At 30.8% G+C, this 26,186-nt stretch carries 23 protein-coding genes; 12 read left to right on the top strand and 11 right to left on the bottom strand.

The window, feature by feature from the left end; translation table 11 throughout:
* Positions 1–2: 2 nt before the first annotated feature.
* Entirely contained in the window at positions 3–326 is a 324-nt protein-coding gene (locus ACEQT4_RS04845; protein ID WP_106677936.1) for a YbaB/EbfC family nucleoid-associated protein, read from the top strand.
* A gap of 58 nt (positions 327–384) precedes the next feature.
* On the opposite strand, the gene ACEQT4_RS04840 is transcribed toward ACEQT4_RS04845, so the two are convergent.
* Positions 385–2,064: an OmpA family protein gene (locus ACEQT4_RS04840; protein WP_370226329.1), complete on the bottom strand. Its 1,680-nt coding sequence runs from the start codon at positions 2,062–2,064 to the stop codon at positions 385–387.
* A 186-nt stretch (positions 2,065–2,250) separates the two neighbouring features.
* Positions 2,251–3,270 (bottom strand): low specificity L-threonine aldolase, encoded by a 1,020-nt coding sequence (locus ACEQT4_RS04835; RefSeq protein ID WP_370226328.1) that lies wholly within the window; start codon positions 3,268–3,270, stop codon positions 2,251–2,253.
* Positions 3,271–3,366: 96 nt separating this feature from the next.
* Between ACEQT4_RS04835 and prfB the strand changes: the two genes are divergently transcribed.
* The 4 genes from prfB (at position 3,367) to ACEQT4_RS04815 (ending at position 7,886) form a co-directional block, all read left to right on the top strand.
* A protein-coding gene (gene prfB / locus ACEQT4_RS04830; RefSeq protein WP_146131294.1) for a peptide chain release factor 2 occupies positions 3,367–4,477 on the top strand; the annotation gives its coding sequence in 2 pieces (ribosomal slippage) (positions 3,367–3,429 and positions 3,431–4,477; 1,110 coding nt in all).
* Positions 4,478–4,486: 9 nt separating this feature from the next.
* On the top strand, positions 4,487–4,828 hold the full coding sequence (gene arsC, locus ACEQT4_RS04825; RefSeq protein ID WP_370226327.1) for an arsenate reductase (glutaredoxin): 342 nt from the start codon (positions 4,487–4,489) through the stop codon (positions 4,826–4,828).
* A gap of 75 nt (positions 4,829–4,903) precedes the next feature.
* Positions 4,904–5,266 carry an ArsC/Spx/MgsR family protein gene (locus ACEQT4_RS04820; RefSeq protein WP_336128955.1) on the top strand — a complete coding sequence of 121 codons (363 nt, stop codon included), beginning with the start codon at positions 4,904–4,906 and terminating at the stop codon, positions 5,264–5,266.
* Positions 5,267–5,366: 100 nt separating this feature from the next.
* On the top strand, positions 5,367–7,886 hold the full coding sequence (locus ACEQT4_RS04815) for a TonB-dependent receptor domain-containing protein (RefSeq protein ID WP_370226325.1): 2,520 nt from the start codon (positions 5,367–5,369) through the stop codon (positions 7,884–7,886).
* Between the two features lie 271 nt (positions 7,887–8,157).
* On the opposite strand, the gene ACEQT4_RS04810 is transcribed toward ACEQT4_RS04815, so the two are convergent.
* Together ACEQT4_RS04810 and ACEQT4_RS04805 are read right to left on the bottom strand one after the other, a co-directional pair.
* Positions 8,158–8,334, bottom strand: a complete 177-nt coding sequence (locus ACEQT4_RS04810) for a hypothetical protein (protein ID WP_027878899.1) — start codon at positions 8,332–8,334, stop codon at positions 8,158–8,160.
* A 105-nt stretch (positions 8,335–8,439) separates the two neighbouring features.
* Positions 8,440–8,865 carry a hypothetical protein gene (locus ACEQT4_RS04805; RefSeq protein WP_370226324.1) on the bottom strand — a complete coding sequence of 142 codons (426 nt, stop codon included), beginning with the start codon at positions 8,863–8,865 and terminating at the stop codon, positions 8,440–8,442.
* Positions 8,866–9,022: 157 nt separating this feature from the next.
* Between ACEQT4_RS04805 and fumC the strand changes: the two genes are divergently transcribed.
* Complete coding sequence (fumC, locus tag ACEQT4_RS04800; RefSeq protein WP_370226323.1) at positions 9,023–10,420, top strand: class II fumarate hydratase; 1,398 nt, start codon at positions 9,023–9,025, stop codon at positions 10,418–10,420.
* Positions 10,421–10,563: 143 nt separating this feature from the next.
* Here the strand turns inward: fumC and ACEQT4_RS04795 are convergent, their stop codons facing one another.
* Positions 10,564–11,154 (bottom strand): Crp/Fnr family transcriptional regulator, encoded by a 591-nt coding sequence (locus ACEQT4_RS04795; protein WP_370226322.1) that lies wholly within the window; start codon positions 11,152–11,154, stop codon positions 10,564–10,566.
* A 182-nt stretch (positions 11,155–11,336) separates the two neighbouring features.
* Here ACEQT4_RS04795 and hutI point away from each other — a divergent pair, with 182 nt between their 5' ends.
* Positions 11,337–12,575: an imidazolonepropionase gene (hutI, locus tag ACEQT4_RS04790; RefSeq protein WP_370226321.1), complete on the top strand. Its 1,239-nt coding sequence runs from the start codon at positions 11,337–11,339 to the stop codon at positions 12,573–12,575.
* Between the two features lie 68 nt (positions 12,576–12,643).
* On the opposite strand, the gene ACEQT4_RS04785 is transcribed toward hutI, so the two are convergent.
* A complete protein-coding gene (locus tag ACEQT4_RS04785) occupies positions 12,644–13,528 on the bottom strand; it encodes a hypothetical protein (RefSeq protein WP_027878894.1) in 885 nt (294 codons plus the stop codon).
* Positions 13,529–13,627: 99 nt separating this feature from the next.
* On the opposite strand from ACEQT4_RS04785, the gene ACEQT4_RS04780 reads away from it, so the two are divergent.
* From ACEQT4_RS04780 to ACEQT4_RS04770, 3 genes are read left to right on the top strand one after another with little or no spacing between them, the layout of a single operon-like run.
* The gene (locus tag ACEQT4_RS04780) at positions 13,628–14,656 is read left to right on the top strand and encodes a formimidoylglutamase (protein ID WP_370226320.1); all 1,029 of its coding nucleotides are present in this window, start codon (positions 13,628–13,630) and stop codon (positions 14,654–14,656) included.
* Positions 14,649–14,939 (top strand): hypothetical protein, encoded by a 291-nt coding sequence (locus ACEQT4_RS04775; RefSeq protein ID WP_370226319.1) that lies wholly within the window; start codon positions 14,649–14,651, stop codon positions 14,937–14,939. Before ACEQT4_RS04780 ends, ACEQT4_RS04775 begins: the two co-directional genes overlap by 8 nt.
* Positions 14,939–15,412 carry a GNAT family N-acetyltransferase gene (locus ACEQT4_RS04770; RefSeq protein ID WP_370226317.1) on the top strand — a complete coding sequence of 158 codons (474 nt, stop codon included), beginning with the start codon at positions 14,939–14,941 and terminating at the stop codon, positions 15,410–15,412. Before ACEQT4_RS04775 ends, ACEQT4_RS04770 begins: the two co-directional genes overlap by 1 nt.
* Here ACEQT4_RS04770 and ACEQT4_RS04765 read toward each other — a convergent pair.
* From ACEQT4_RS04765 to aceB, 3 genes are all read right to left on the bottom strand, one after another.
* The gene (locus ACEQT4_RS04765) at positions 15,399–15,893 is read right to left on the bottom strand and encodes a hypothetical protein (RefSeq protein WP_027878890.1); all 495 of its coding nucleotides are present in this window, start codon (positions 15,891–15,893) and stop codon (positions 15,399–15,401) included. The genes ACEQT4_RS04770 and ACEQT4_RS04765 overlap by 14 nt on opposite strands.
* Before the next feature lie 96 nt (positions 15,894–15,989).
* Complete coding sequence (locus tag ACEQT4_RS04760; RefSeq protein WP_370226316.1) at positions 15,990–17,621, bottom strand: isocitrate lyase; 1,632 nt, start codon at positions 17,619–17,621, stop codon at positions 15,990–15,992.
* A gap of 72 nt (positions 17,622–17,693) precedes the next feature.
* On the bottom strand, positions 17,694–19,292 hold the full coding sequence (gene aceB, locus ACEQT4_RS04755; protein ID WP_370226314.1) for a malate synthase A: 1,599 nt from the start codon (positions 19,290–19,292) through the stop codon (positions 17,694–17,696).
* A 119-nt stretch (positions 19,293–19,411) separates the two neighbouring features.
* Here aceB and ACEQT4_RS04750 point away from each other — a divergent pair, with 119 nt between their 5' ends.
* Entirely contained in the window at positions 19,412–20,887 is a 1,476-nt protein-coding gene (locus tag ACEQT4_RS04750) for a helix-turn-helix domain-containing protein (RefSeq protein ID WP_370226313.1), read from the top strand.
* On the opposite strand, the gene ACEQT4_RS04745 is transcribed toward ACEQT4_RS04750, so the two are convergent.
* Complete coding sequence (locus tag ACEQT4_RS04745; protein ID WP_370226312.1) at positions 20,884–22,644, bottom strand: hypothetical protein; 1,761 nt, start codon at positions 22,642–22,644, stop codon at positions 20,884–20,886. The two genes, ACEQT4_RS04750 and ACEQT4_RS04745, sit on opposite strands and share 4 nt — an antisense overlap.
* Positions 22,645–22,682: 38 nt before the next feature.
* The gene (locus ACEQT4_RS04740) at positions 22,683–23,207 is read right to left on the bottom strand and encodes a hypothetical protein (RefSeq protein ID WP_370226310.1); all 525 of its coding nucleotides are present in this window, start codon (positions 23,205–23,207) and stop codon (positions 22,683–22,685) included.
* A gap of 158 nt (positions 23,208–23,365) precedes the next feature.
* On the opposite strand from ACEQT4_RS04740, the gene ACEQT4_RS04735 reads away from it, so the two are divergent.
* A complete protein-coding gene (locus ACEQT4_RS04735) occupies positions 23,366–26,164 on the top strand; it encodes a trypsin-like peptidase domain-containing protein (RefSeq protein ID WP_370226308.1) in 2,799 nt (932 codons plus the stop codon).
* The last annotated feature ends 22 nt before the right edge of the window (positions 26,165–26,186 follow it).

Here is a 26,186-nt window from a genome sequence, read left to right as displayed (position 1 = left end):
AGATGTTTGGAGACCTAATGGGAATGATGGGTAAGCTTAAAGAAACCCAAAAAAAAGTTGAAGAAACTAAAAAGCGTTTAAATACTGTTTTAGTTGATGAAAAAAGTAATGACAACCTATTGCAAGTCACATTAACAGCCAATAGAGAGATAAAATCTATTAACATTGATGATGCATTACTAAAAGACAAAGAACAATTAGAAGACTATTTAATTTTAACTTTAAATAAAGCTATTACTAAAGCTACAGAAGTACATGAAACAGAAGTAGCTGCTGTTGCTAAAGATGGTATGCCAAATATACCTGGCATGGACATGTTTAAATAATAGTGCAAACAAAAAAAGGAAGCCAAATGGCTTCCTTTTTTATTATGTCGTTCTACTCTTATTTAGAGTTGATAACTCTAAACTGAGTACGTCTGTTTGCTAAGTGTTCTCTTTCTGTACAAGATACACCGTCAGAACATCTGTTGGTTAATCTTGACTCACCATAACCGTTAGAAGTAATTCTTGAAGAATTAATTCCTTTAGAAATTAAATAATTAGTTACAGCTTGTGCTCTTCTTTCTGATAATAATCTGTTAGATTCTTTAGATCCTCTTGAGTCTGTATGAGAAGCAATCTCTACAGATACACCATCTGCTAGTACTGGTAATAATTTAGCATCTATCTCTGCTTTTGCTGCAGGTGTTAAAGTTGCAGAACCTAAATTCCAGTTTATGTTAAGGTCATTATATTCTACTAACTTACAGTCAACTTCTTTCCACGTTGTTAAACCTCCTTTAGTTTGTAAAACTTCTTTTGTAACTGTCTTATTAACAGCCGGTACAACAGATTCTTCTACTCTAGCATCTGAAGCTAAAACAGTTTTCTTGATTGTAGAACGTTTCTCAGCTATATCTATAGTTCTTGTAGTTGGAGGTGTAGACATAACCACACGCTTCATTGTTTGAGTAACTTCTGGAATGGTAACTACACGAGTTGTTTCTGGAGTAATGATTTTTTTCTTAACTGTTTTTGTAACAGCAGGAATATCAATTACTCTTGTTGTAGGAGGAGTTACCATTACAACACGCTCCATAGTTTTAGTTATTGCAGGCACTTCGATAACTCTTGTCGTTGGAGGAGTAACCATTACTGTTTTCTTAACTGTTTTTGTAACAGCAGGAATATCAATAACTCTTGTTGTTGCAGGAGTTTCTATAACTTTTTGAGTATAAGTAGCCATACCACAATCATCTGCTCCTCCATTAGAATTATCACATCCTGGAGTAGTTATTACAGAAGCATCTGAAGCTAATTCAGTAGTATTTATTGTAATGTTTTGTGCTGGTACACTTTTATAACACCAGTATCTACAATCGTTAGGATCACTTGATTGGCACTCTGCAGCTGGTGTATCGCTCATTTCCCACTTTGCAGTTGCAGGTTTAACCTCTATAACTTGGTAACTAGAAGTAAATTTAGCTGGTACAACTTTTAAAGTGTTACCAAATTCTCTTTTCTTATATGTAATAGTTTGTGTTCCCCAAACAGCAGGAATTACTTCTAATTTTTGACTTGCAGATTGAACAACTACTGTTTCTTCTCTTGTTTCGTATTTAGCAGGAATAACCTCTAAACGTTGCGTTGCTGGTTGAGTTACTACTTCAAAAGTACGAGTTTCGTAAACAGCAGGAACTACTTCTAATCTTTGGCTAGCTTCTTGTACAACAACTGTTTCCTCTTCGTAAGAAACTGATGATGGTATGATTTCTAATTTTTGACTTGCCTCTTGTACTACTACATCAAAATTTTGAGTTTCGTACTTTGCTGGAACTACTGATAATTCTGTTCCTGCTTTTTGCACAATAACTTCTTCTGTTACCGTGTTGTAACTAGCTGGCACAACAGATAGCTTTTTATAAGCTGGCGCCACTTGTACTGTTACATCTTGGTTTACCCATACATCTGGAGTAACACAACGAACGTAACATTTTCCTGGTTCAGGATTTGTTGGTAAGTCTTGTGCAAATACTGCTGTACAGGCTACAAAAGACAAAATCGTTAGTAATACTTTTTTCATTTTTTGTTAATTTAAGTTTATAAATAGATTAATAAAAGACTATAAATTAGCATCTTACAACTAATTTCAGACAAAAAAAGCACTATTCAAACTTATTTTAACATTAACTGTTAAGAAAAACCAAAAAATCGATAAAATGCATAAAAAAACGACATAAACAACTTTTAAATTATATTAAATTTATTTTTAAAAAAGTGACTTAATTACATTTTCTAACATATCAAATTCATTATCAGTAATTTCCAAATGTGTTACCATTCTTAGTTTGTTATTTCCCATATTGGTAATAAGAATTTTATTGTCAGAAAGCGATTTCAAAAACTTTTCGCTTGTTTCTTCATACAATTCAAAAATAACGATGTTTGTTTCTACTGACTCTACATTTTTAACGTAATTAGATTGTTGTAATAATTCTGCTATATACTTTGCTTTTTTATGGTCTTCGGCTAATCTTTCAATATTATTATCTAAAGCATACAAACCTGCAGCAGCAAGAAAACCTACTTGTCTCATGCCTCCACCTAATATCTTTCTAATTCGTATTGCGTTTTCCATAATTGCTTTATCACCTACTAAAACGGATCCAACAGGACAACCTAAACCTTTACTTAAGCAAACAGATATGGTATCAAAAGCTTTACCGTATTGTTCTGTAGTTTCTTCTTTTGCTACTAAAGCATTCCATAATCTTGCACCATCTAAATGAAATCCTAAGTTATGTGTTTTACAAAGTGATTTTATTTTTAATATTTCGTCAAAATCCCAACATGCGCCGCCACCTTTGTTTGTGGTATTTTCAATTTCGACTAATCTGGTTAACGGACTATGATAAAAATCTGGTGGATTTATTGCTTCTTCAACCTGTTTTGCAGTAAACATTCCTCGATTACCATCTATTAATTTACAAGACACGCCACTATTAAAAGATGCGCCACCACCTTCATAATTAAAAATATGAGCATATTTATCGCAAATTACTTGGTCACCAGGATTGGTGTGTAATTTAATAGCTGTTTGATTAGCCATAGTCCCGCTAGGAAAAAACAAAGATTTTTCTTTTCCAAAAAGATTAGCTATTTTTTCTTCTAAAGCGTTAACTGTTTCATCTTCATCATACACATCATCTCCAACTTTAGCCTGCATCATTGCCTCAAGCATTTTTGGTGTTGGTTTAGTTACCGTATCACTTCTTAAATCTATAATCATTAGTATATTTTTTTTAGAGATAAAACTATAAATATTGTTTTAATAAATTTTAGAATCTTACTAATAATTTTATTTTTGTTTCAAACAATATATTATATGATTACAACAGATCAAATTAAAGATCTTAATAAACGCCTTAAGTCTTTAAGGCAATATCTTTGACTTAGATGCAAAGACAATAGAGCTTCGTAACGAAGAAGAAAAAACATTTGACCCGAATTTTTGGAATGATTCTAAAGCTGCAGAGCAAGTCATGAAATCCATCAGAGAAAAGAAAAAATGGATAGAAGACTATGATAATGCTAAAACTTATATTGAAGATTTAGAAGTTATATACGAGTTTTTTAAAGAAGAGGAAGCTAGCTTAGAAGATGTAGAATCTAGGTTTGAAAAAGCAGAAACTGCTATAGAAAATCTTGAATTTAAAAATATGCTTTCTGAAGAAGGTGATAGCCTTAGCGCTGTTTTACAAATAACAGCTGGTGCTGGAGGTACAGAAAGCTGCGATTGGGCAAGTATGCTTATGCGTATGTATTTAATGTACGCAGAAAAAAATGGTTTTAAAGTAAAAGAACTTAACTTTCAAGAAGGTGATGTTGCTGGTATAAAAACAGTGACTTTAGAAATTGAAGGCGACTTTGCTTTTGGATGGTTAAAAGGCGAAAACGGTGTCCATAGATTAGTAAGAATTTCGCCATTTGATAGTAACGCAAAACGACATACAAGTTTTGCTTCTGTTTATGTTTATCCTTTGGTTGATGATACAATTGAAATCGAAATTAATCCAGCAGATATTGAAATTACTACTGCTAGATCAAGTGGTGCCGGAGGACAAAATGTAAATAAAGTTGAAACTAAAGTACAATTAACACACAAACCTACTGGAATTCAAATTTCATGCTCAGAAACACGATCTCAACACGATAACCGTGCTCGTGCCCTACAAATGCTAAAATCTCAGCTTTATGAAATTGAACTTCAAAAACAAATGGCACAACGTGATGATATTGAAGCTGGTAAAATGAAAATTGAATGGGGAAGCCAAATACGTAACTACGTTATGCATCCATATAAGTTAGTTAAAGACGTACGTTCTGGTCACGAAACTGGTAATGTAGATGCTGTAATGGATGGTCATATAGAACCATTTTTAAAGTCTTATTTAATGATGATGGGGCAACAAACCGAAGACAATAATAATCTTTAAAAAATTAATATGATTAAAATATATCACAACCCAAGATGTAGAAAATCTAGAGAAGGATTACAAATTCTTGAAGAATCAGGTAAAGATTTTGAAATTGTTAAATATTTAGAAAATACGCCTACAAAAGAAGAACTTTCTGACATCATAGAACTACTAGGTATTAAACCAATTGACCTAGTTAGAAAAAATGAATCTATTTGGAAAGAAAACTACAAAAACAAACAATTATCTGATAATGAAATAATTAAAATAATTATTGAAAATCCTAAGTTAATAGAACGACCAATTGTTGTAAATAAAAATAAAGCTATTGTTGGAAGACCACCTGAAAATATTAAAAAAATTATTTAAATTGTATCGCTATTAATCATTAATATTTAAAACCATAAATAATTATAGAGTAATAAAATTTCCCCTTAAACAATAATGATAGTAATATATCACAATCCAGACTCTCCAAACTCAAATAAGTGTTTAGAAATTTTAGAGACAAGTAAACATGATCAAGAAGCTATCAAATATCAGGATAAACCTTTAGATAAAATAAAACTTCAAAAAATAATAAAGCTTCTTAAAATTAATCCAGAAGAACTAATTAGGAAAGAAAGTAAAGTCTGGAAAGAAAATTTTGATCACTTGCATCAAGATGATCATAAGTTTAATAACGAAGAGCTTTTGGATCTAATGGTTGAGTATCAAGAAATTATTGAAAGACCAATAATTATTAACGGAGAAAAAGCCGTAATAGGTAAACCAGCAAAACGTATTTTTGATATAATTCCAGACTAATTAACGTACGTTAACACTATTCATTTTTATTTAACAAAGCTTTAACCAAGTCAGGTTAAACCTGTAAGTATTTTTGGCGTCTTAGAACAAAAACCTAATTATGACTAAAAAAATACTAACCAGTTTTATTCTTTTATTTACAACGCTAATTTTTGCTCAGAACGAAAAAGAAATTACAGTAAAAGGTAAAATTGTAGACGCTAGCACTCAAACACCATTAGAATACGCAACAATTGTATTTACTAGCACAACAGATGCAAGTGATGTTACCGGAGGAATAACAGATACCAAAGGTAATTACAACATTAAAGTTGCAGCAGGAACTTATAACATTTCATACGAATATATAGGCTTTAAAAAGCTAACAATCAATAACAAATCAATTACTAGCAATACAAACTTAGGTACCACTTCCCTAACTGTAGATGCCGAAACTTTAGATGAAATTGAAATCGTTGCCGAAAAAACTACTGTAGACATTAGACTTGATAAAAAAATCTACAATATTGGTAAAGATTTAACGACAGCTGGAGGAACTGTAAGTGATGCTTTAAATAATGTCCCTTCAGTTTCTGTAGATATAGAAGGTGGTATTAGTTTAAGAGGTAACGAAAATGTTAGAATTTTAATTAACGGTAAACCATCTGCACTTGCTGGTTTTGGAGACAGCAATGTGTTAAGTCAGCTTCCTGCAGAAGCAATAGAGCGTGTAGAGGTTATTACATCGCCTTCTGCTAGATATGATGCCGAAGGTACTGCTGGTATTTTAAACATTATACTACGTCAAAAGGAAACTTTAGGGTTTAATGGATCTATTAATTTAAATGCTGGTAACCCAGATTTAGTTGGTATTGCAACAACATTAAACTACAGAACAGAAAAATTCAACCTATTTTCAAACATAGGTTTTAGATATTTTGATGCACCAAGAACAAGTGATAGTGACACCTATTATTTTGATTATTTAGATGAAGACGGTATTTTACAAACACCAGAATATAGACAAATTATAGAAGACCAAGATGTTACTAGACTTAATCGTAATTATAACGGTAACATTGGTATGGAATACTTCTTATCTGATAAAACATCTTTAACAGGAAGTTTTTTCTATAGATATGGTGAAGATGCAGATTTATCTACAAATATTTCAGAACGTTATAATGGTGGTTTAGTAGAACAAACTACAAGATACGAGCGTCAAAATGAAGAAGATAATAGCTACCAATTCGCATTAAATTATATCACTAAATTTGATGATAACGGACACCAATTAACTGCAGATTTTCAATATGTAATTGATAAAGAAGAGCAATTTACATTTTTAGATGAAAATTATGATTTTACCGAAGATGCTAATCCAGAACCATTTCAAAGAGAACAAATTTATCAAACAGAAGATCAAAAAGAATATTTAGTACAAGCAGATTATGTATTACCAATTGGTGAGGATTCTAGATTTGAAGCTGGTTACCGTGGTAGTTTTCAAAATGAAGTAACAGATTATCTTTTAGAACAAGAAGACATTACAGATGGATCTTTATTTGTAAACGATACTATTACAAACGTTTTTGATTATTCAGAAAACGTAAATGCACTTTACACACAATACGGAACCAAATTAGGTAAATTCTCTTTTTTATTAGGTCTTAGATTAGAGCATACACAATTAAAAGGAAAAATTGACTCAAGATTATCTGATCAAGAATTAAACGATGCTTTTGGTTTCCCGATTGATACAGATTTTGATAAAAACTATTTAGGTTTATTCCCAACAGTAAACTTAATTTATAATCTTGCAAACGAAGATCAGAAAGAAGAAAGCATAACACTAGGTTACAACAGACGTATTAACAGACCACGTGGTTGGTTTATTAATCCTTTTCCTACCAGATCAAGTAGAACAAGAGTGTTTCAAGGTAACCCAAACCTAGATCCAGCATTTTCTAGCACTTTTGATTTAGGATATTTAAAACGTTGGGATAAATTAACATTAACTACATCTGTGTACTACCAACACGAAACAGATTCTTTTGAGCGTGTACAAGAAAACACCGGTAGCGTAACAACAGATGGTATTAATATTATTAGAACAATTCCTGTTAACTTATCTACAAACAAACGTACTGGAGCCGAACTTGGTGTGTTATACAACCCAGAAAAATGGTTACGTTTAAACTCTAGTATTAACTTTTTTCAATTTAATACAGAAGGAGAATTTAACGGTGTAGATTACAGCGCAAAAAACACAAGTTGGTTTGCTAGATTTAGTAGTAAAGTAACTTTACCTGCAAAGATAGATTGGCAAACAAATGCATTTTATAGAGGTGCAAGATCTGATGCACAATCTGATACAGACGGAATTTTCTCTATGGATTTAGCATTTAGTAAAGAGATTTTTAAAGATAAAGCTACACTATCTTTAAATGTTAGAGATGTATTTAACTCAAGAAAAAGAAACTCTGTTACAACAACAGCTACAGAACGTGTAACTTCAGAATTTCAATGGAGACAACGTCAAATTACATTATCTATGATCTATAGATTTAATCAGAAAAAAGATCGTAATAGAGGTAGCAGAAATAATGACTATAATGGTGATGAAGAATTTGAAGGATAGTTAGCAGTTAGCAGTTAGCAGTTAGCAAACTATAAAAAAGGGTTTATTAAATTGTAATAAACCCTTTTTTTATATCCTAAAATATCAATCAACTGTCATTACGAAGAATTGAGGAATCTCATAATCTTAAATAAATAGATCCTTTGCTTTCATTTCGACTGCGCTCAATGTGACAACTCTGAATGACAAAACCACTTAATAAACCGCATAAAAAAAGGGAAATTCTAAAATAGTTTTAGAATTTCCCTTTTTAAATATGTTTAATAAAAGCTTAAGCCTGTTGTCTTTTTGCTTTTTTCTCTTCTTTAATTTCTTTTAAACGCTCTATTAAGCTTCCTCCAATCCAATAAGGAACTACAAATGTGATTAAAAAAATCATTAACCAAAAGCCTATGGTTAAGATAGTTAAAAATGCTAAAAAGCCTAAATATTGGTCAAATTCGAACATGATTACGTCTAATTACTTGTTTATTGTTACCGCAAAGATACTTATTACCTTTTTTTTAAACAACACTATCCTAAAAATTATTAACAGAGTTGTTAAGAATGTTGATTAATTCTCAGAAAGTTTGAGCATTATACCATTATGAGGTTGTCCCTTATGCTCTAAAAATATAGACGAAATATTACTTAAGTCTCTTATTACGAATTCTCCCACAATATCTTTATTAAAACTATTAATATCTAATGGTGTAATTTCAATTGTAAATTTTCGTTTAAACTTCCATTTATAAATTTCTTTTTTAGTTTCAGAATAAACAACTTGTAAATAAAAATCTTCTCTAAAATTAAATCTAACCTTATCTGCATACTTTGTTAAAGTTACTATCATTTTATCTGAAGAACTATCAACAGTTTCAAAATCTACTAATTCCCATTGTTTTAATAATATACTTACATTAGGATTGTCTTTTTTTTGAGCAAAACTAATGGTGGAGCAAAACAAAAAGATAAAGAAGATTGACCTATTTAAATTCATGATATTAAAATAAATTATTATTAAACCACAATTTCGACAAATTATTCAACATCTCAAATACAAACCCTAAAAAGTATTTATTTCTTATTAACATTCACTTAATTAAGACCTCAATTTTTTATAAATTTGTAGTCTTATTTTTATAATCAACTATACCATGGAATACAGAATAGAAAAAGATACAATGGGCGAGGTTAAAGTGCCAGCAGACAAACTTTGGGGCGCACAAACAGAACGCTCTCGTAACAATTTTAAAATTGGTGCGCCAGCATCTATGCCTTTAGAAATTGTTTACGGTTTTGCTTACCTTAAAAAAGCTGCTGCTTACACTAACTGCGAGCTTGGCGTGTTACCGGTAGAAAAACGCGACCTTATTGCTAAGGTTTGTGACGAGATTTTAGCAGGTAAACATGATGATCAGTTTCCGTTAGTGATTTGGCAAACTGGTTCTGGTACACAATCTAACATGAATGTTAACGAGGTTATCGCTAACCGTGCACATCAATTAGCTGGTAAAACTATTGGTGAAGGCGATAAAACTATTCAACCAAATGATGATGTTAACAAATCGCAATCGTCTAACGATACATTCCCAACAGGAATGCACATTGCAGCATATACAAAAATTGTAAAAACAACCATACCTGGTGTTAAACAATTACGTAATACTTTAAAAAAGAAATCTGAAGAGTTTAAAAACGTTGTAAAAATTGGTCGTACACACTTAATGGATGCAACTCCATTAACGTTAGGACAAGAGTTTTCTGGTTACGTATCTCAGTTAGATCACGGTTTAAAAGCGTTAGAAAACACGTTAGACCACTTAAAAGAATTAGCGTTAGGTGGTACAGCTGTTGGTACAGGTCTTAACACACCAAAAGGTTACGATAAACGTGTAGCAGAATATATTGCTGAATTTACAGGTTTACCATTTATCACAGCACCAAATAAGTTTGAAGCGTTAGCTGCACATGATGCAATTGTAGAAAGTCATGGCGCTTTAAAGCAAATTGCTGTGTCTTTAAATAAAATTGCTAATGATATACGTATGATGGCGTCTGGACCAAGATCTGGAATTGGAGAGATTATTATTCCTGCTAACGAGCCTGGAAGTTCTATCATGCCAGGTAAAGTAAACCCAACACAATGCGAAGCTTTAACTATGGTTTGTGCGCAAGTTATGGGTAACGATGTGGCGATAACTGTTGGTGGTACACAAGGACATTACGAGCTTAACGTGTTTAAACCAGTTATGGCGGCTAATATTTTAGAGTCTGCACAATTAATTGGAGATGCTTGTGTAAGTTTTGATATAAATTGTGCATCTGGTATAGAGCCAAACCACGCAGTGATTAAAGAATTATTAAACAATTCTTTAATGTTAGTGACTGCTTTAAATACAAAAATAGGTTACTACAAAGCTGCCGAAATTGCTAACACAGCACACAAAAACGGTACTACTTTAAAAGAAGAAGCAATTAATTTAGGTTATGTAAGCGCAGAAGATTATGACGAATGGGTAAAACCAGAAGACATGGTTGGAAGTCTTAAATAATAACTTTATATACTTTAAAAAAGGAAACCGTTAAAAATTAACTTTTTAACGGTTTTTTTGTGTGTGAGTTAGTTATTAATATGTGTGTAGTATTATAACAATACAATAATACCTAAAACATCAAGTTTATGCATTAACATATGTTAATGATTTAACTTATTTCTTATTCTGCTTAATTGCACAGGTGTAATACTTAAATAAGTTGCTATTTGATATTGAGGTATTAAATTATCAATATTTGGTATTTGTTTTCTTAAACTCAAATATCGCTCTGTAGCATTCATACTTAAAAGCTCTTTATGTCTTACATCGTTTTGACATATTAAATTTTCTAAATAACTAAAATGAAACTTTAATATATCAGGATGTTGTTCTCTTAAATTAATGTATTCGTTATAATTTGTAACTATTACAGTACATTTTGTTAAAGTTGCATAATAACAATCTGCCGGTATTTGTTTGATTATAGCATTAAAAGAAGTGAAAATATCTAAAGGTTTATAAATTGCTTTTGTAAATTCTTTACCTTTTTCATTTACAAAATAAGATCTACAATACCCATCAATAATAACATAAACGCTGTTAGGTATATCTCCAACATTTTCTAAAATGGTTCCGGCTTTAAGCTCTTTAACTTCTGTTATTTCTTTTAAAAGGTGCAAAGACTCATAAGAAATATCATAAAACTCACTTACATTATCTTTAAATGCTTGTATTAAGTCTGGTGTTATCATTTAATATTTTAAGGGATGTTTGATTAAATTAGTTAATCTTGACATAGTACAAAAAAGTTTTTGAAAAATTTGACTTAGATTTAAATATTCGACAAACTGCATTATTCTTGAAAAGAACGAATATTTCAATTATAAATTTTTATTAAAATATCTATCTTTGAATTTCATCTAAAAACAACCATATGTCCATATTAATTACCAATATAAAATCATTACTTCAAGTTAGAGAAAATTGTCCATCGTTTATTGCAGGTAAAGACATGAAAACGCTTCCTACAATAGAAGATGCATATCTCTTAATAGAAAATGATACCATTATAAGTTATGGACCAATGGAAGATGCTGCTTCCATAGAAGCAGAAACCACTATTGATGCAACTGGTAAATTTGTATTACCAACTTGGTGCGATTCTCATACACACATTGTTTACGCTGGTAATCGTGAATTAGAATTTGTAGACCGTATTAACGGATTAACTTATGAAGAAATTGCTAATCGTGGTGGCGGTATTTTAAATAGTGCTAAAACACTTCAAAACACTTCTGAAGAAGAACTTTACAATCAATCAATAGAACGTGTTAAAACCGTTATGAGGTTAGGTACAGGCGCATTAGAAATTAAATCTGGTTACGGATTAACACCTGAAGCTGAACTTAAAATGCTTCGTGTAATTAAACGCATAAAAAAAGAATTTCCTGTAAAAGTAAGAGCTACATTTTTAGGAGCACATGCACTGCCACAACATTATAAAAACAACAAACAAGGTTATTTAGATGAAATTATAAATGAAATGCTACCGCAAATTAATAAAGAGCAATTAGCAGACTACATTGATATTTTTTGCGAAAAAGGATATTTTGATTTAGATGATACTAAACAAATCATAGAAGCTGGTAAAAAACATCATATGCCCTCAAAAATACACGTAAATCAATTTAATGCATTTAGTGGCGTAGCGTTAGCTGTAGAAAACAATGCTTTAAGCGTAGATCATTTAGAAGAAATGAATGATGAAGACATTGAAGTTTTAAGAGGTAGTAATACTATGCCGGTTGCGTTACCGTCTTGCTCCTACTTTTTAAGTATTCCGTATACTCCTGCAAGAAAAATGATTGATGCAGGTTTACCTTTAGCTTTAGCTACAGATTATAATCCTGGATCGACACCAAGTGGTAATATGAATTTTGTTGTAAGTACAGCTTGCATAAAAATGAAAATGACACCAGAAGAAGCTATTAATGCAGCAACCATTAATGGTGCTTACGCTATGGGTATAGAGAAACAATACGGAAGTATCACCAGAGGTAAAAAAGCAAATGTAATAATCACTAAACAAATACCTAGCTACTATTATTTACCGTATTCTTTTGGAGAAAATAATATAGAAACTGTAATTATTAACGGTCAAGTTATTGCATAAAAAAAAGCCCAAAATTAATATGGGCTTTTTAGTGGAATAATTAACAATATCTACATTGTTACTGAATATTATTTAAGGGTAAATTCAGAGCTAGATACCAATTCGTTTCCGTTAAATACGTTTACTTGATAGCGACCATCTTCAAAATCGTCGTCTGTATTATTACTTACAAACTCACATATATCTAAGTTTCCATTTTCGTAATTAAACTTACTAATAACACTATAATTTAAAGTTTGCTCTCCAAAGGTTACTTGTTGGTTTGCTCCTAAAATATTGTTTTTTGGATCAATAACTTGCACGTATAACTCTTTATCTCCAGATTGTACCAACTTGTTTTTAGCAACAGTATAGCATACTCTAATTTTGTCTACACGTCTAGCTCTTTCCATAGGCACTAACTTACCATTATTACGCACTAAAACACCATATCCTTTAAGGTTTACTGTATTTAAGACAGCTGCATTTTCCATAACTTCAGCTAATGCTGTATTTTGTATCATTAAAGAGTCATTAAACATTGCTCTTTCTTCAAGTTGCACTTTTGTACTATCTAAAGTTGTTGCTAGCTGCATGTTCTCTACTTTTAAACGGTCATTTTCTGTTAATAGAACATCCATTTCTTCTTGTAATGCAAGATACTTTTGTTTATACCTCCATAAACTTTTTACGTTAGTTTCTGCAGTTTGTAAAGAATCTATAAGACCTTGTATTCTTTCTCTTGCATCTACTAAATTTTGATTAGTCACTTCGTTTTCGCTTAATGCTAAGTCGTACTTAGACTTCATTGCATTTAAGTTGGCTAATACATCATTTTTTTCTGTTTTTAATTGCTGCTCTGTTTCTTGTTTTTCGCTATATAAAGATCCAGTATAAACAGCTGTACCAATAAATAACACTAAAGCTATACCTAATGCTACTTTTAATCCTGTGCTTGCAGTGTTGTTTGCCATAATATTTAATTTTTTTAAGGGTGAAACGTTAATTCTTTTTTTTGGATAAACTTTGATTTAAAAACCTTAATTTTATTCTACAAAACTTATAAAAAGCAAATGGAAAAACTAATTTTATTAGAAAAATTAGAAGTAAACAATTTACTTAATACTCGTGATGGAGAAATAAAATTTGGTGAACAAATCAAGTTATTATCCAACGTTTCTAATATATACGACGCAATTAAATCTTTAGACGTTGACTACGTTATTTTTGGTTTACCAGAAGATGTTGGTGTATTTGCAAACCTAGGAAATACTGGCACTTACAACGCTTGGAATGCCACAATTAAAGTTTTGTTAAATATACAAAGTAACCCTTTTACAGCAGCTAATAGAGTTTTGATATTAGGACATTTAGATTTTACTGAAGAGTTAGAACAACTATCAAAACTTAAGCAAAACGATAAAAAACATTTACAAAGTGCAAGAAAATTGGTTACCGAAATTGATAAACACGTTACAGACTTAGTTTGTACAATTATTAGCGCTGGTAAAACACCTATTGCTATTGGTGGTGGACACAATAATGCTTACGGAATGATTAAAGGTACATCTTTAGGCTTAAAAAAACCGATTAATACAATTAATTTTGATGCTCATACCGATTTTAGAAACTTAGAAGGAAGACATAGCGGAAATGGTTTTAGCTACGCATACAACGAAGGTTTTTTAAAAAAGTATTTTATTTTTGGTTTACATGAAAACTACACCTCTACTCCAATTTTCGAGAATTTAGACACTGATAAAAAGCTAGACTACATAACCTATGAAGACATAGAAGTAAGACAAAAAACATCATTTAAAAACGCTTTAAAACGAGGTAAAGATCATATTTGTAAAAATGAATTTGGTATCGAAATAGATTGCGATGCTATTATAAATATACCAAGTAGTGCAAAAACACCAAGTGGATTTAGCGTTAAAAAAACAAGACAATTTTTACATTATTTTGCAAAACGAAAACATGTAAAATATTTGCATATTTGCGAAGCTGCACCAACAAAAAAGACAGCCAATCAAGTAGGTAAATTAATTACTTATTTAATAACCGATTTTATTAAAGCAAAAAACACCAAAAATGAATAAACTAAAAATTGAATATATACGATTAGCTCTAGCTTTTTTAGTTTTTGTTTATATAGTCACTCATCTATTTTTATACATAAATCGTATTGATTCACAATGGTTTCAAGCGTTAGCAGAATTATTTACTATACCTAGTTTAGTTTTAATTATCGCAATACCTATTTGGATGATTATTGATTTGGTAAAAAAAAATATTGCAGATAAATCAATTCTTAATTTAACCTTTTTCATTTCGTTTATAAGTTTACTACTTTTTGGATTTGCCTTTATATATATAAATTAATGACTGAAACAATTAATATCATACCATTTAATAAACTTTACAGTAAAGATTTTTATAAACTAAATAAAGAATGGTTAGAAACCTATTTTTACGTAGAACCTTTAGATGAAGACGTTTTAAGCCAACCTGAAAAGTATATTATTAACAAAGGTGGTTATATCTTTTTTGCAAAATTAAACGATACTATAGTTGGTACCTATGCATTTATGCCATTAAAAGATAAAGAAGGTTTTGAACTTACAAAAATGGCTGTTTTACCAGAAATGCGAGGTCAAAAAATTGGACAAAAAATATTAAACCATGCTATAAATTTTGCTAAAGAAAATAAGTTTAAAAACTTATTGCTTTATTCTAACAGATCTTTAGAAAATGCCATTTATTTGTATAAAAAAATTGGATTTAAAGAAGTTAAGCTAGAACCAAATACACCTTACAAAAGAGCAGATATTAAAATGGAATTTAATATGAATTAATTTCATTTAAAAACTTATCTAAATAACTGCAATAATCATTGTTATTAACGCATAATACAGTTAAGGTTTCAATAATTAATGTTTGCGTTTGTAAATGTTTAGGATTGATTTTATATGCTAATTTAAACTCTGAAAAAGCACCTTTATAATCTTTAGAATACAGTCGATTTATACCTGATTCTAATAAAAAATTAAACGCAATTTTATCTTCTTTTTTTTCTAACTTTTGCTTAGCTGTAGTTATAGTTTTTGAATGTTTTAAAAACTGATTTACCATAGAAAATGAAATTGGTGTAACAATCAATAAGATTATTAATGCAATTAAAGCAACTTTTTTAGATGAAGATTTAGAATGCTGAAGCTTAAATTTTCTTTTATAGACTGGAACAGCTGTAAAAGACGGTTTTCTTTCAACAGAAAAAGGTTTACGAGGTTTCATATTATAAACCCAACTTAACATACCAAATCCCATGTATCCCATAATCTGCTTTACTTATAAGTCTGAAAATCAAAATAATTGTTACAAAAAAAGCACTCTACTTTTAGAGTGCTTTTTCAATTAAAACTAACAAATTAATTAAGCAACAACGCTTATAGTATTTTCCTCTTTTTTAACCTGTTTTTTAGTTTCAAATTGATTAGAAGTATTTTTTGCGCCACCAGCTTTTAAAGCATTATCTCCTGCAAAAAAAGTTTTATGATCGTCTCCTAAATCAGATCCAGCCATACGTTGGTGTTTTACACAAGCTACACCTTTGCGTATTTCCTGTCTTTGCACGTCTTTAACGTAAGCTAACATACCATCTTTACCAAAATATCCTTTTGTTAAATCATTCATGTGTAACGCTGTAGTGTGATAAGTAGGTAATGTTATTAAATGATGAAAAACACCAGCTTCTCGTGCTGCATCCATCTGAAATGTTTTAATTTTTTGATCTGCTCTAAACGATAATTCGGTATTATCATATTCTGCATCCATTAAATTATTACGGTCGTAAGCAGTCATGTTTTCACCTTCAGATAACATTTCTTCATACACTTGATTTCTAAAGTTTAAAGTCCAATTAAACGATGGTGAATTATTGTAAACTAATTTAGCATTAGGCACAACATCTTTTACACGATTTACCATATGTGCTATTTGCTTTACGTTTGGTGTTGGCGTTTCTATCCATAAAAGATCTGCACCATTTTGTAAGCTAGTAATACAATCTAGCACTACTCTATCTATATTAGAGCCTTCTTTAAATTTATACAATCCGTTGGCTAATCGTAAAGGTTTTACTAATTGCCCATTTCGTTTTAATAACACTTCATTTTCGGTTACGTCTTCAATATTAACTGGATTTGCATCTACAAACTCTAAATATTTAGACGCTAAATCGCCTTTTGTTTTACTTACCGGAAGCTTTTGTGTTAATCCTGCACCTTCAGAATCTGTTCTTGCTACAATAATTCCATCATCAACTCCAAGTTCTAAAAATGCATATCTAACCGCATTTAATTTTGCAATAAAATCCTCATGTGGCACAGTTACTTTACCATCTTGATGACCGCATTGTTTGGCATCAGACACTTGATTTTCAATTTGTATCGCACATGCACCAGCTTGAATCATTTTTTTTGCTAATAAATACGTTGCTTCTTCATTTCCAAAACCAGCATCTATATCTGCTATTATTGGTACGATATGTGTTTGAAAATTATCAATTTGATCTTGTACATCTTCGCCTAATTCTAAACGTCTAAATAAATCGTTTAATTCAATTGCATCTGCTTGACGTAAAAAATCATAAATCTCTGCAATTAAAGCAGGAACTGCTGTTTTTTCGTGCATAGATTGATCTGGTAATGGCCCAAATTCTGAACGTAACGCAGCTACCATCCAACCCGATAAGTATAAGTATCTTTTATTTGTTGTATTGTGGTGTTTTTTTACAGCAATCATTTTTTGCTGTGCCACAAAACCATGCCAACAACCTAAAGATTGTGTATAATTTGAAGCATCTGCATCATAATCTGCCATATCTTTTCGCATAATAGCTGCAGTATATTTTGCTATGTCTAAACCTGTTTTAAACTGGTTTTGAAACCTCATTCTTGCGCCATTTTGAGCCGAAATTGCTTCCCAAGTTGTACCAAATTTTGCTTTTAAATCTTGTATTGTTTGTAAAGCAGAATTGTAATTAGTATCAAATAAATTTTTCATAATTTTGTAATAGTTATTTATTATTAATAATTGGATCCTGTTGATTGTTGCCGCAATCGCAGGATCATTTTTTTATAAGTATTTATAAGCTGGTAATGTTAAAAACTCTTCAAATTCGGTAGCAGTTACCAAAGATTTAAATAACGAAATCGCTAATTCAAATTTTGTGTTTTTAATAGCATCGTCTCCTATTTCTGTGATCAATTTTTCAACTTCATCATCAAAAATATCAGTAAATAATTGATTGTTAAATACACGTCCATCTTCAAGAGTTACTTCATTTTTTAACCATTGCCAAACTTGAGTTCTCGAGATTTCTGCTGTAGCTGCATCTTCCATTAAATTATACAGTGCAACTGCGCCAAAACCACGTAGCCAAGCTTCGATATAAAGAATACCGACGTTTATGTTTTTTCTAATTCCTGCTTCGCTAACAGTTCCTTTTGGGATTTCTACTAAATCTTCTTCAGTTATAGTAATATCATCTCTTGTTACGTGAAGTTGATTTGGCGTTTTCATGTGTTTATCAAATTCATTCATTGCTACTTCTACCAATGCTGGATGCGCTACCCAAGTCCCATCGTGACCATTTTTTACTTCGCGTTCTTTGTCTTTTCTTACTTTTTCTAACGCTGCTTTATTAGCTGTTTCGTTATTTTTTATAGGAATTTGTGCCGCCATTCCGCCAATTGCTAAAATGCCTCTTTTATGACATCTTTGGATTACTAATTTTGAATAGGCGTCCATAAATGGCGACGTCATTGTTACTTGATCGCGATTTGGTACAACAAAATTTGGGTGATTTCTAAACTTTTTAATATATGAAAAGATGTAATCCCAACGTCCGCAATTAAGTCCGACAATATGATCTTTTAACTCGTAAATAATTTCATCTAATTGAAAACTAGCCGTAATAGTTTCGACTAAAACCGTTGCTTTAAATGTGCCAACAGGAACATTTAAATAGTTTTCGGCAAAGGTAAATACCTCATTCCACCAACGTGCTTCTAAATAATGTTCTAATTTTGGCAAATAAAAATAAGGCGCAGTACCATGTTCTAGCATTGTTTTGGTGTTATGAAACACATACAAACCAAAATCTACTAAACTTCCAGACGCTTCTTGATCATTAAATAAAAGATGTCTTTCGTTCAAATGCAATCCTCTCGGACGCACTAGTAATACTGCTGTTTTATCGTTTAATTTATAAGTTTTATTACGTTTACTATCGTGTAAAATAATAGTCTTATTATTAGCATCTAATAAGTTTTGCTGACCTTCGATTGAGTTTTTCCAACTTGGCGCGTTACTATCTTCTAAATCTGCCATAAAGGTTTTTGCGCCAGAGTTTAATGCATTAATAATCATCTTTCTATCTACTGGACCAGTAATTTCTACACGTCTATCTTTTAGATCTTCTGGAATTGCATTTGCTGTCCAATCTGCTTCTCGAATGGCTTTTGTCTCTCTAGGGAATTCTGGAAATTTACCTTGGTCAAACACCTTTTGTTGTTCTACACGTCTGGACAATAATTGTAATCTATTAGAATTAAACTTTTCGTGTAAAGCAGAAAGAAACTCTAAAGCTTCATCGGTTAAAATTTCTGGGTAATACTGTTTTACCGCTTTAGAAAATTGTACTGTTGGTAATTTTAATGTGCTGTATTCCATGACGTTTTGTATTTATAAAGCAATATTAAAACAAACTTTTTAAAAAAACAAGCGAACGTTCGCTGTTTTTATTTATTCGCTAAAAAATAATATTCGCAAAATTGATTATATTTGCTATTATGGAAGAAGATTATATTAAGTTAATTTTTGGCTTAAAGCTAAAGCAGATAAGAACTGACAGGAATTTATCACTATTTGGATTATCTAAATTATCTGGGTTATCAAAATCGTATTTAAACGAAATTGAAAAAGGAAAAAAATACCCTAAACCTGATAAAATTGCAATATTATCTGAAAAATTAGATGTCCCTTACGATCAATTTGTATCCTTAAAATTGGATAAAAATTTGGCGCCAATTGGTGATATCTTAAAGTCGAAGATTTTAAAGGAAATTCCGTTAGAATTATTTGGTATAAAAGAAAGCGACTTGATAGATATTGTTGCAAATGCACCAGATAAAGTCAATGCATTTATTAGTACTATTATAGAAATAGCACAACATTACAGCTTTAGTAAAGAAAGTTTTTATTTGGCGTCTGTACGTTCTTTTCAAGAAGCAAATAATAACTATTTTGAAGCTTTAGAGCAAAGCGTAATTAAGTTTGCAGAAGCTTATCAATTAGATTTAAAAGCTAATATTTCATCTTTAGAATTAGAAGAAATTTTAGTTGAAGAATATGGCTACACTATTAATAATAAAGAATTAGAAAATTATAAAGAATTAGATAATTTAAGATCTATTTTTATACCTAAAACAAAAACGTTGTTAGTGGCTAATCATATAGATGAAGCCCAACGTACGTTTATTTATGCTAAAGAAATTGCGTATAATTATTTGAATTATAAAGAACGATTATATACATTTTCCTGGATTAAATTCGAGAATTTTGATCAAGTATTAAATAACTTTTACGCATCTTATTTTGCTGGTTCGTTAATTTTACCACAAGAATTACTTACTAATCAAGTCGAAAAACTATTTAAGAAAAAAACCTTTGACGAAAAGCAATTTGTGCAAATTGCACAATCGTTTAACGCTTCTCCAGAATCTTTTTATCAGCGTTTAACCAATATTTTACCTAAAGATTTTAATATTCAGAATTTATTTTTCTTACGTTTTATACATAAAAAAAATAGTCCAAACTTTTACTTAACCAAAGAGCTCCATTTATCACATCAACATTCGCCTCATGCTAACGAAACTAACGAGCATTATTGCAGACGTTGGATGTCTTTAAAGGTGTTAAAAGACATTGTAAATACAAACGACAAACATGTGTTTAATTTACAAATCTCTAATTATCCAGATAGTAACCAATCGTATTTAGTATTGTCTTCTGCAACAAAAGATCCGTTTAAAACCGACCAATATAGAAGCGTTAGTATAGGATTATTAATTAACCAACAATTAAAAAGAAAGCTTAACTTTTTAGAGGACAAAAAAATTGAAACCTTTAATGTTGGTGTTACTTGCGAGCGTTGTGCGATCAAAGATTGTAAAGAGCGAATGGTACCAGCTAAAATCTTAGAAAAAGAACAAAAAAACCTAAAAATTGAAACCGTTGTAAACGATATTTTTAAACAATTTAGTTAGTTTTCTAAAGCTTTTAATGAGTCTAGTTCGCGTTGTAAACGTTCTACTTCACTTTGTTTTCTGGCATTTTTAATTGAATCAATTTGTGCTTTTAATTCTTCAACAGTTAAATCTTTGTTTGTAGAATTAGTTAATGTGGAGTCTATTTCAATTACTTTGTCTTCCATCCCACTTATAGCATCTAACATAGTATTATCTTCTTGAAAAAAGTTACCAATACCTTCACTAGCACGCCAAGCTTCATTTAACTGATCATAAACTATTTTATTCCATTGACTAGGATGTTTTGCATCAATCCAAACTACATCACGATATTCGCTATCAATTAATGCTAAATCTGGTGTTGCAGAGCCATCAAACTGCGCATTATCCTTTTTAATTGAAGAAATAGTACCTAGAAAAAACATACGTTTTTTACCAGCTATTTCTTTTATATAAGGTCTAAATTCTACTGGTTTATTTACAGACCAATCGTATTCTTTTCTAGATTCTATCACTTTTAAAGGCATTGCAGAAACACCTGCATAACCTTGTTTTTTACTAGCATGATCGTAGTAAAATAGCTTTTCTGTGCCATCTGCAGGCACAAAAACACTGTAAGTTAAACTGGTACGCTCATCGCCTACTGGTTCTAAACCAAACCAATGATATAAACCACTATATGCATCTTTATTAGCTTCTGAAAAATCAAAATCGGTAACAAAAGGTTGCTGATTTTGATCATCTGGTAAAACAGGAATTTTTACAGCAGTTTCCATATTCCATGGTAATGGATCACTAAATCCGCCTAGAAACTTTAAAGATTCTGCTTGTAAACGTGACACTTTTTCTGCCAAGGTATTTTGACGTGTTAAAAATGGATAGTTTCTCATTTGGTCTGGAGCTATAAATGTCCCTTTACCAATAACCATTCGTTCTAAATAATCATTAAAATCATGTTCTCCATTTTCAATAATCATAACGCCACCAAAGGTTGGATACGGAAAGAAAAAACCTTTCCATTTAATTAAACTAACAACTTCAACCCAATCACCTTTATCATTTTTCATATAATAGGTGTCGCTTGGCTCGTAATTGAATAACATCCAAGGATTAAAGCGTTGTACCACTGCGTTGTATGTGTTACGGCTAAATTTTAAAGATTCTCCTATTGAAAAAGTAACAGGAATTCGGTTTTCATTAGAAAAACGAGGAAATGGAGTTGTGCTTGGTACTGCAAACACTTCTTCTGTATTATCGCTTATTCCTTGCCATACGTACTTTTCGGTTGGCTGAATTGCCATAGTCCATTTATTTTCGCCATCTACTCTAACTAAATGCGGTAAGGAAACATCTTTGGTTTCGCCAACACTTTCGTTAGCCATAGAAAAAATGTTACGTAATGGTTGTATACGTTCGTTTTGTGTAAGAGGCAACTCATTAATTTCAACTCTATTTAAATTATTAAAAACATTATACGTTTTCATATAATCATAAAGTTTTAAGTGCCAACCTAACACGTAAAGCAATCCAAAAAAAGCTACCAAAATACCTAGAATACCTAAGCGTGTTCCTGTTGATGGTGAGTTTCGGAATTTTTTTAACCCAAAAAATAAAACAATTGCACTTAATATTATTATGAAGATGTATTTTCTAAAAAATAATAATGCAGGTTGATAATCGTCTCTTAAAAAGAACAAAAGCCCAACTATTACCAAGGTTAATACAACGACGATTGCTTTTTGTTTTCCGCCTTTATTCCAATAATTTTTTATCATATTTTTAAATTCTGTTAAAGAAAAATATTAAGTTCTAATTACATTAAACCTTTGTCTTTAAGACGTTGACGTGCACTTTTTTCTTCTTTTTTAGGCTCTTCTTTTATTTCATTTTTAGCTTCTTCTACAACTTTAGCGTCTTTGGTTTTTAAGTCGTCTATAAACTCTTTTCCTTTGTTTATACTTTCGTTTAAAACGTCTTCAAAAGATTCACTTTTTTCACCAATAACATCGCTAGATTTAAGTATAAAATTAGCTAGATATGTACCAATTAATGTACCTACAATTGCAGACACAAACCATTGTACTAATGAAGCTGAAATTGGTAAAATAAATTGAACAACTACTATTGCTACTAAAAACAAAACTGTTATATAAACTAACCTAAGCAGAAAATTTTGTTGAAAAATGAATCCTTTTTTACTTTCAGATTTCATTTGTAATTCTTTAGAATACATTAGTTTATTAAAAAACCGATAGACTTTATTGCTTTTAGATTCTCTCCAATACAATAAAATTCCGAATAAAATTGAGGCTACAAATATTATGAGTTCTAGTGTCATTCCTTTTTATTTATTTGTAGTAAATTTATAGCAATAGTTACAGGTAAACAAGTATTTTTTTTGAGATATATTCTTTTAATTAGTTAATTAATTATATAAACCATAATTAATTTTTTTCGTATATATTTACAACTTTGTAACCCTTAACTAATTAACTAATGAAACTAAAACTTCTCTTTTTATTTCTTTTTTGTTTTAATATAATAATTGCTCAAGACAATAGTGGTCGTTTAAAAATTGGGGATGAATATAGTGTAGACATATCCTCAAACCCATATTACTCTAATAATCAAACAGGTATAGTTTTTCAGAAAGAATTTAGATCTACTGGTTCTGGCTATGTAAAAGTACATTTTAAGAATTTTGATTTAAACTCTGGAGATTATGTAAAGGTATATAGCCCAAAAACTTCTGAAGAATTTTTCTATTATAACCAAGGTAAATTAATTGGTAATGAAGACCAAATGATTGATACTTTTTGGTCTACAACTATATGGAGCGATCATATAATTGTTGAATTATACAGTCAAAACGGAAATAATAACCATTACGGATTTGATATTGATACTGTAGCCTATGGGTATAGTGTTGATAAAATAAGTAGTGCTTTTGAAATTTTGACACCTCAAGACACAGAAACTGTATGTAGTTTTGATGATAAAGAAGCTATTGTTTGCTACGATGGTACAGAAATGGGTAGAAAATCTGAAGCTGTATGTAGACTACTTATTGGTGGTAGTGGATTATGTACAGGTTGGTTATTAGGTTGTGACGGAAACTTAATGACCAATAACCATTGTATCGAAAACTCAACTGACGCATTAAATACAGAATTTTTATTTAATTATAAATATGCTGATTGTGCCGAAACAACTTTTGCTTTACAAGACCTAGTAGCTACATCTTCTACTTTTATTCAAACAGACGCAAACTTAGACTTTACGCTTGTTATGCTACCTGTTAACCCAACTTCTACTTATGGATACTTAAGCTTATCATCTACAATAGCACCTGTAGGAGAAAGAATTTATATACCTCAACATCCAGCAGGAAGAAGAAAAGAAATTGCTGTAAATACAGATGTTGGTGGCGATGCAAACGGATTTGCTGTGATTACAAATCAAGGAGATTTTCCTAATCGTGTAGAATATCAATGTGACACAGAAGGTGGTAGTTCTGGGTCTCCAGTAATACGCTATTCTGATCATTTAGTAGTTGCAATCCATAATACTGGTGGTTGCCCAAATGGTTCTTACGGAAGAAGTGATAATTTAATTGCTGCAATAGGTGCTAATATGCCTAACTGTGGAGTTGATGACCCTAACCCTGAAGCGCCTTACGTAACTTTTTCTAGTGCTACTTCTACTGTAAATGAAGCTACTGGTTGCGATTATCAAGATATAGATTTTAATTTAAGAATTGCTATGCCTGCATCTAACAATGCAGATGTTACGGTTAATATCATTAATGAAACGGCTACAAACCTTGAAGATTTTGAAGTTATAACACCTAATCCTATAACATTTTTAGCAGGAGATGATACTGACCAAACTTTTACTGTTAGAGTATATAATGATGCTTTTATTGAAGGTGATGAAACCTTTTCTTTAAACCTATCTTTAAATGCAAATGGTGGTGACGCTCAATTAGGTACTATAGATACAAAAACTTTTACTATAATTGACGATGATTATGAACCTTCAATAGGTAATAATGTAACTTTAGCTTCTGATGACTTTGAATCTGGATTAACTAATTGGACTGTTACAGGAAATGGTTTTCCTACTTTCTCAATAGGTGATGCTGCATCATCTTCATCTACCTCTTGGAGTACAGTTGGTAACTCAACTAACTTTGCTTATGTTAATGATGATGCTTGTAATTGTAACATGAACCAAGAACGCTTAATGTACACTACTCCATTTGATTTTTCTGCTTACAGTACAGCTAATTTAAATTTTGATATTATTTATACAGATAGTAATGATCAATATGCTTCAGATAGTTTTATACAAGCATCTACAGATAATGGTTTAACTTGGCAAAATGTAGGACCAGAACTTATTTCTTATTCTGAATGGACCAATGTAGATGTAGACCTTTCTGCTTATGCTGGACAATCTAACGTATTAATTTCTTTCTTATATAATGATTTAGGAAATTGGGCTTATGGTTTAGCTATTGATAATTTTACTGTAACTAGTCAAGGTAATGCAAACATACAAACTAGTGTTAATAACGGAACAACAAATGCAATTGTACCTTTAGCTAGTTCTGGATTAGTTTATGCTTACGACTCTAGTAATGGTAACATTATTGCTAGTTTAGAAAACAATGATAATTTTAATTACGACTGTGTAAATGTAAGTGTTTATAGAGATGGAACTGCCGGACAACCAATTAATGGTAGTACAGCTCCATTATTAGCAATGGATAAGCAATTTGAAGTTACTGCTACTCAAGCTACTCAATCTGGAAATAATACTATGACCTTTTATTTTACCGAAGCTGAAGTTGCTGGTTGGGAAACTGCTGTTGCTGGCACATATACAAGAAACGACTTAGTTATTAATAGAGAAAGTACTTCTGGCACTGTTGAAAACGTTATGGCTACTATTGGTAGTTATAATGGCGGAGTAACCTTAACCGGAGACTTTACTGGTATTGATGGTATATATAGCTTTGCTCCTGCTGCAGCATTATCTAATGAAGAGTTTGAGATTAAAAACTATAAAGTTTATCCAAATCCTGCATTAAACATTTTAAATATTTCGTCTAACACAAATATTGAAAAATTAACCATTTACGATATAAATGGAAGATTAATAAGTACAATATCTCTTGAAAATAATACGCTTAATTATCAAATAAATATTACTAATTTATCACAAGGAATGTACTTTTTAGAGATTAACTCTAACGGTTTAAAATCTTTAGAAAAGTTTATAAAAAAATAGATTAATAATCTTAATGAAACAA

Source organism: Mesoflavibacter sp. (assembly GCF_964226795.1).
GTDB classification, from domain to species: domain Bacteria; phylum Bacteroidota; class Bacteroidia; order Flavobacteriales; family Flavobacteriaceae; genus Mesoflavibacter; species Mesoflavibacter zeaxanthinifaciens.
The sequence above is the reverse complement of the archived record's forward strand: the minus strand, read 5'-3'. Positions and strand labels throughout refer to the sequence as shown.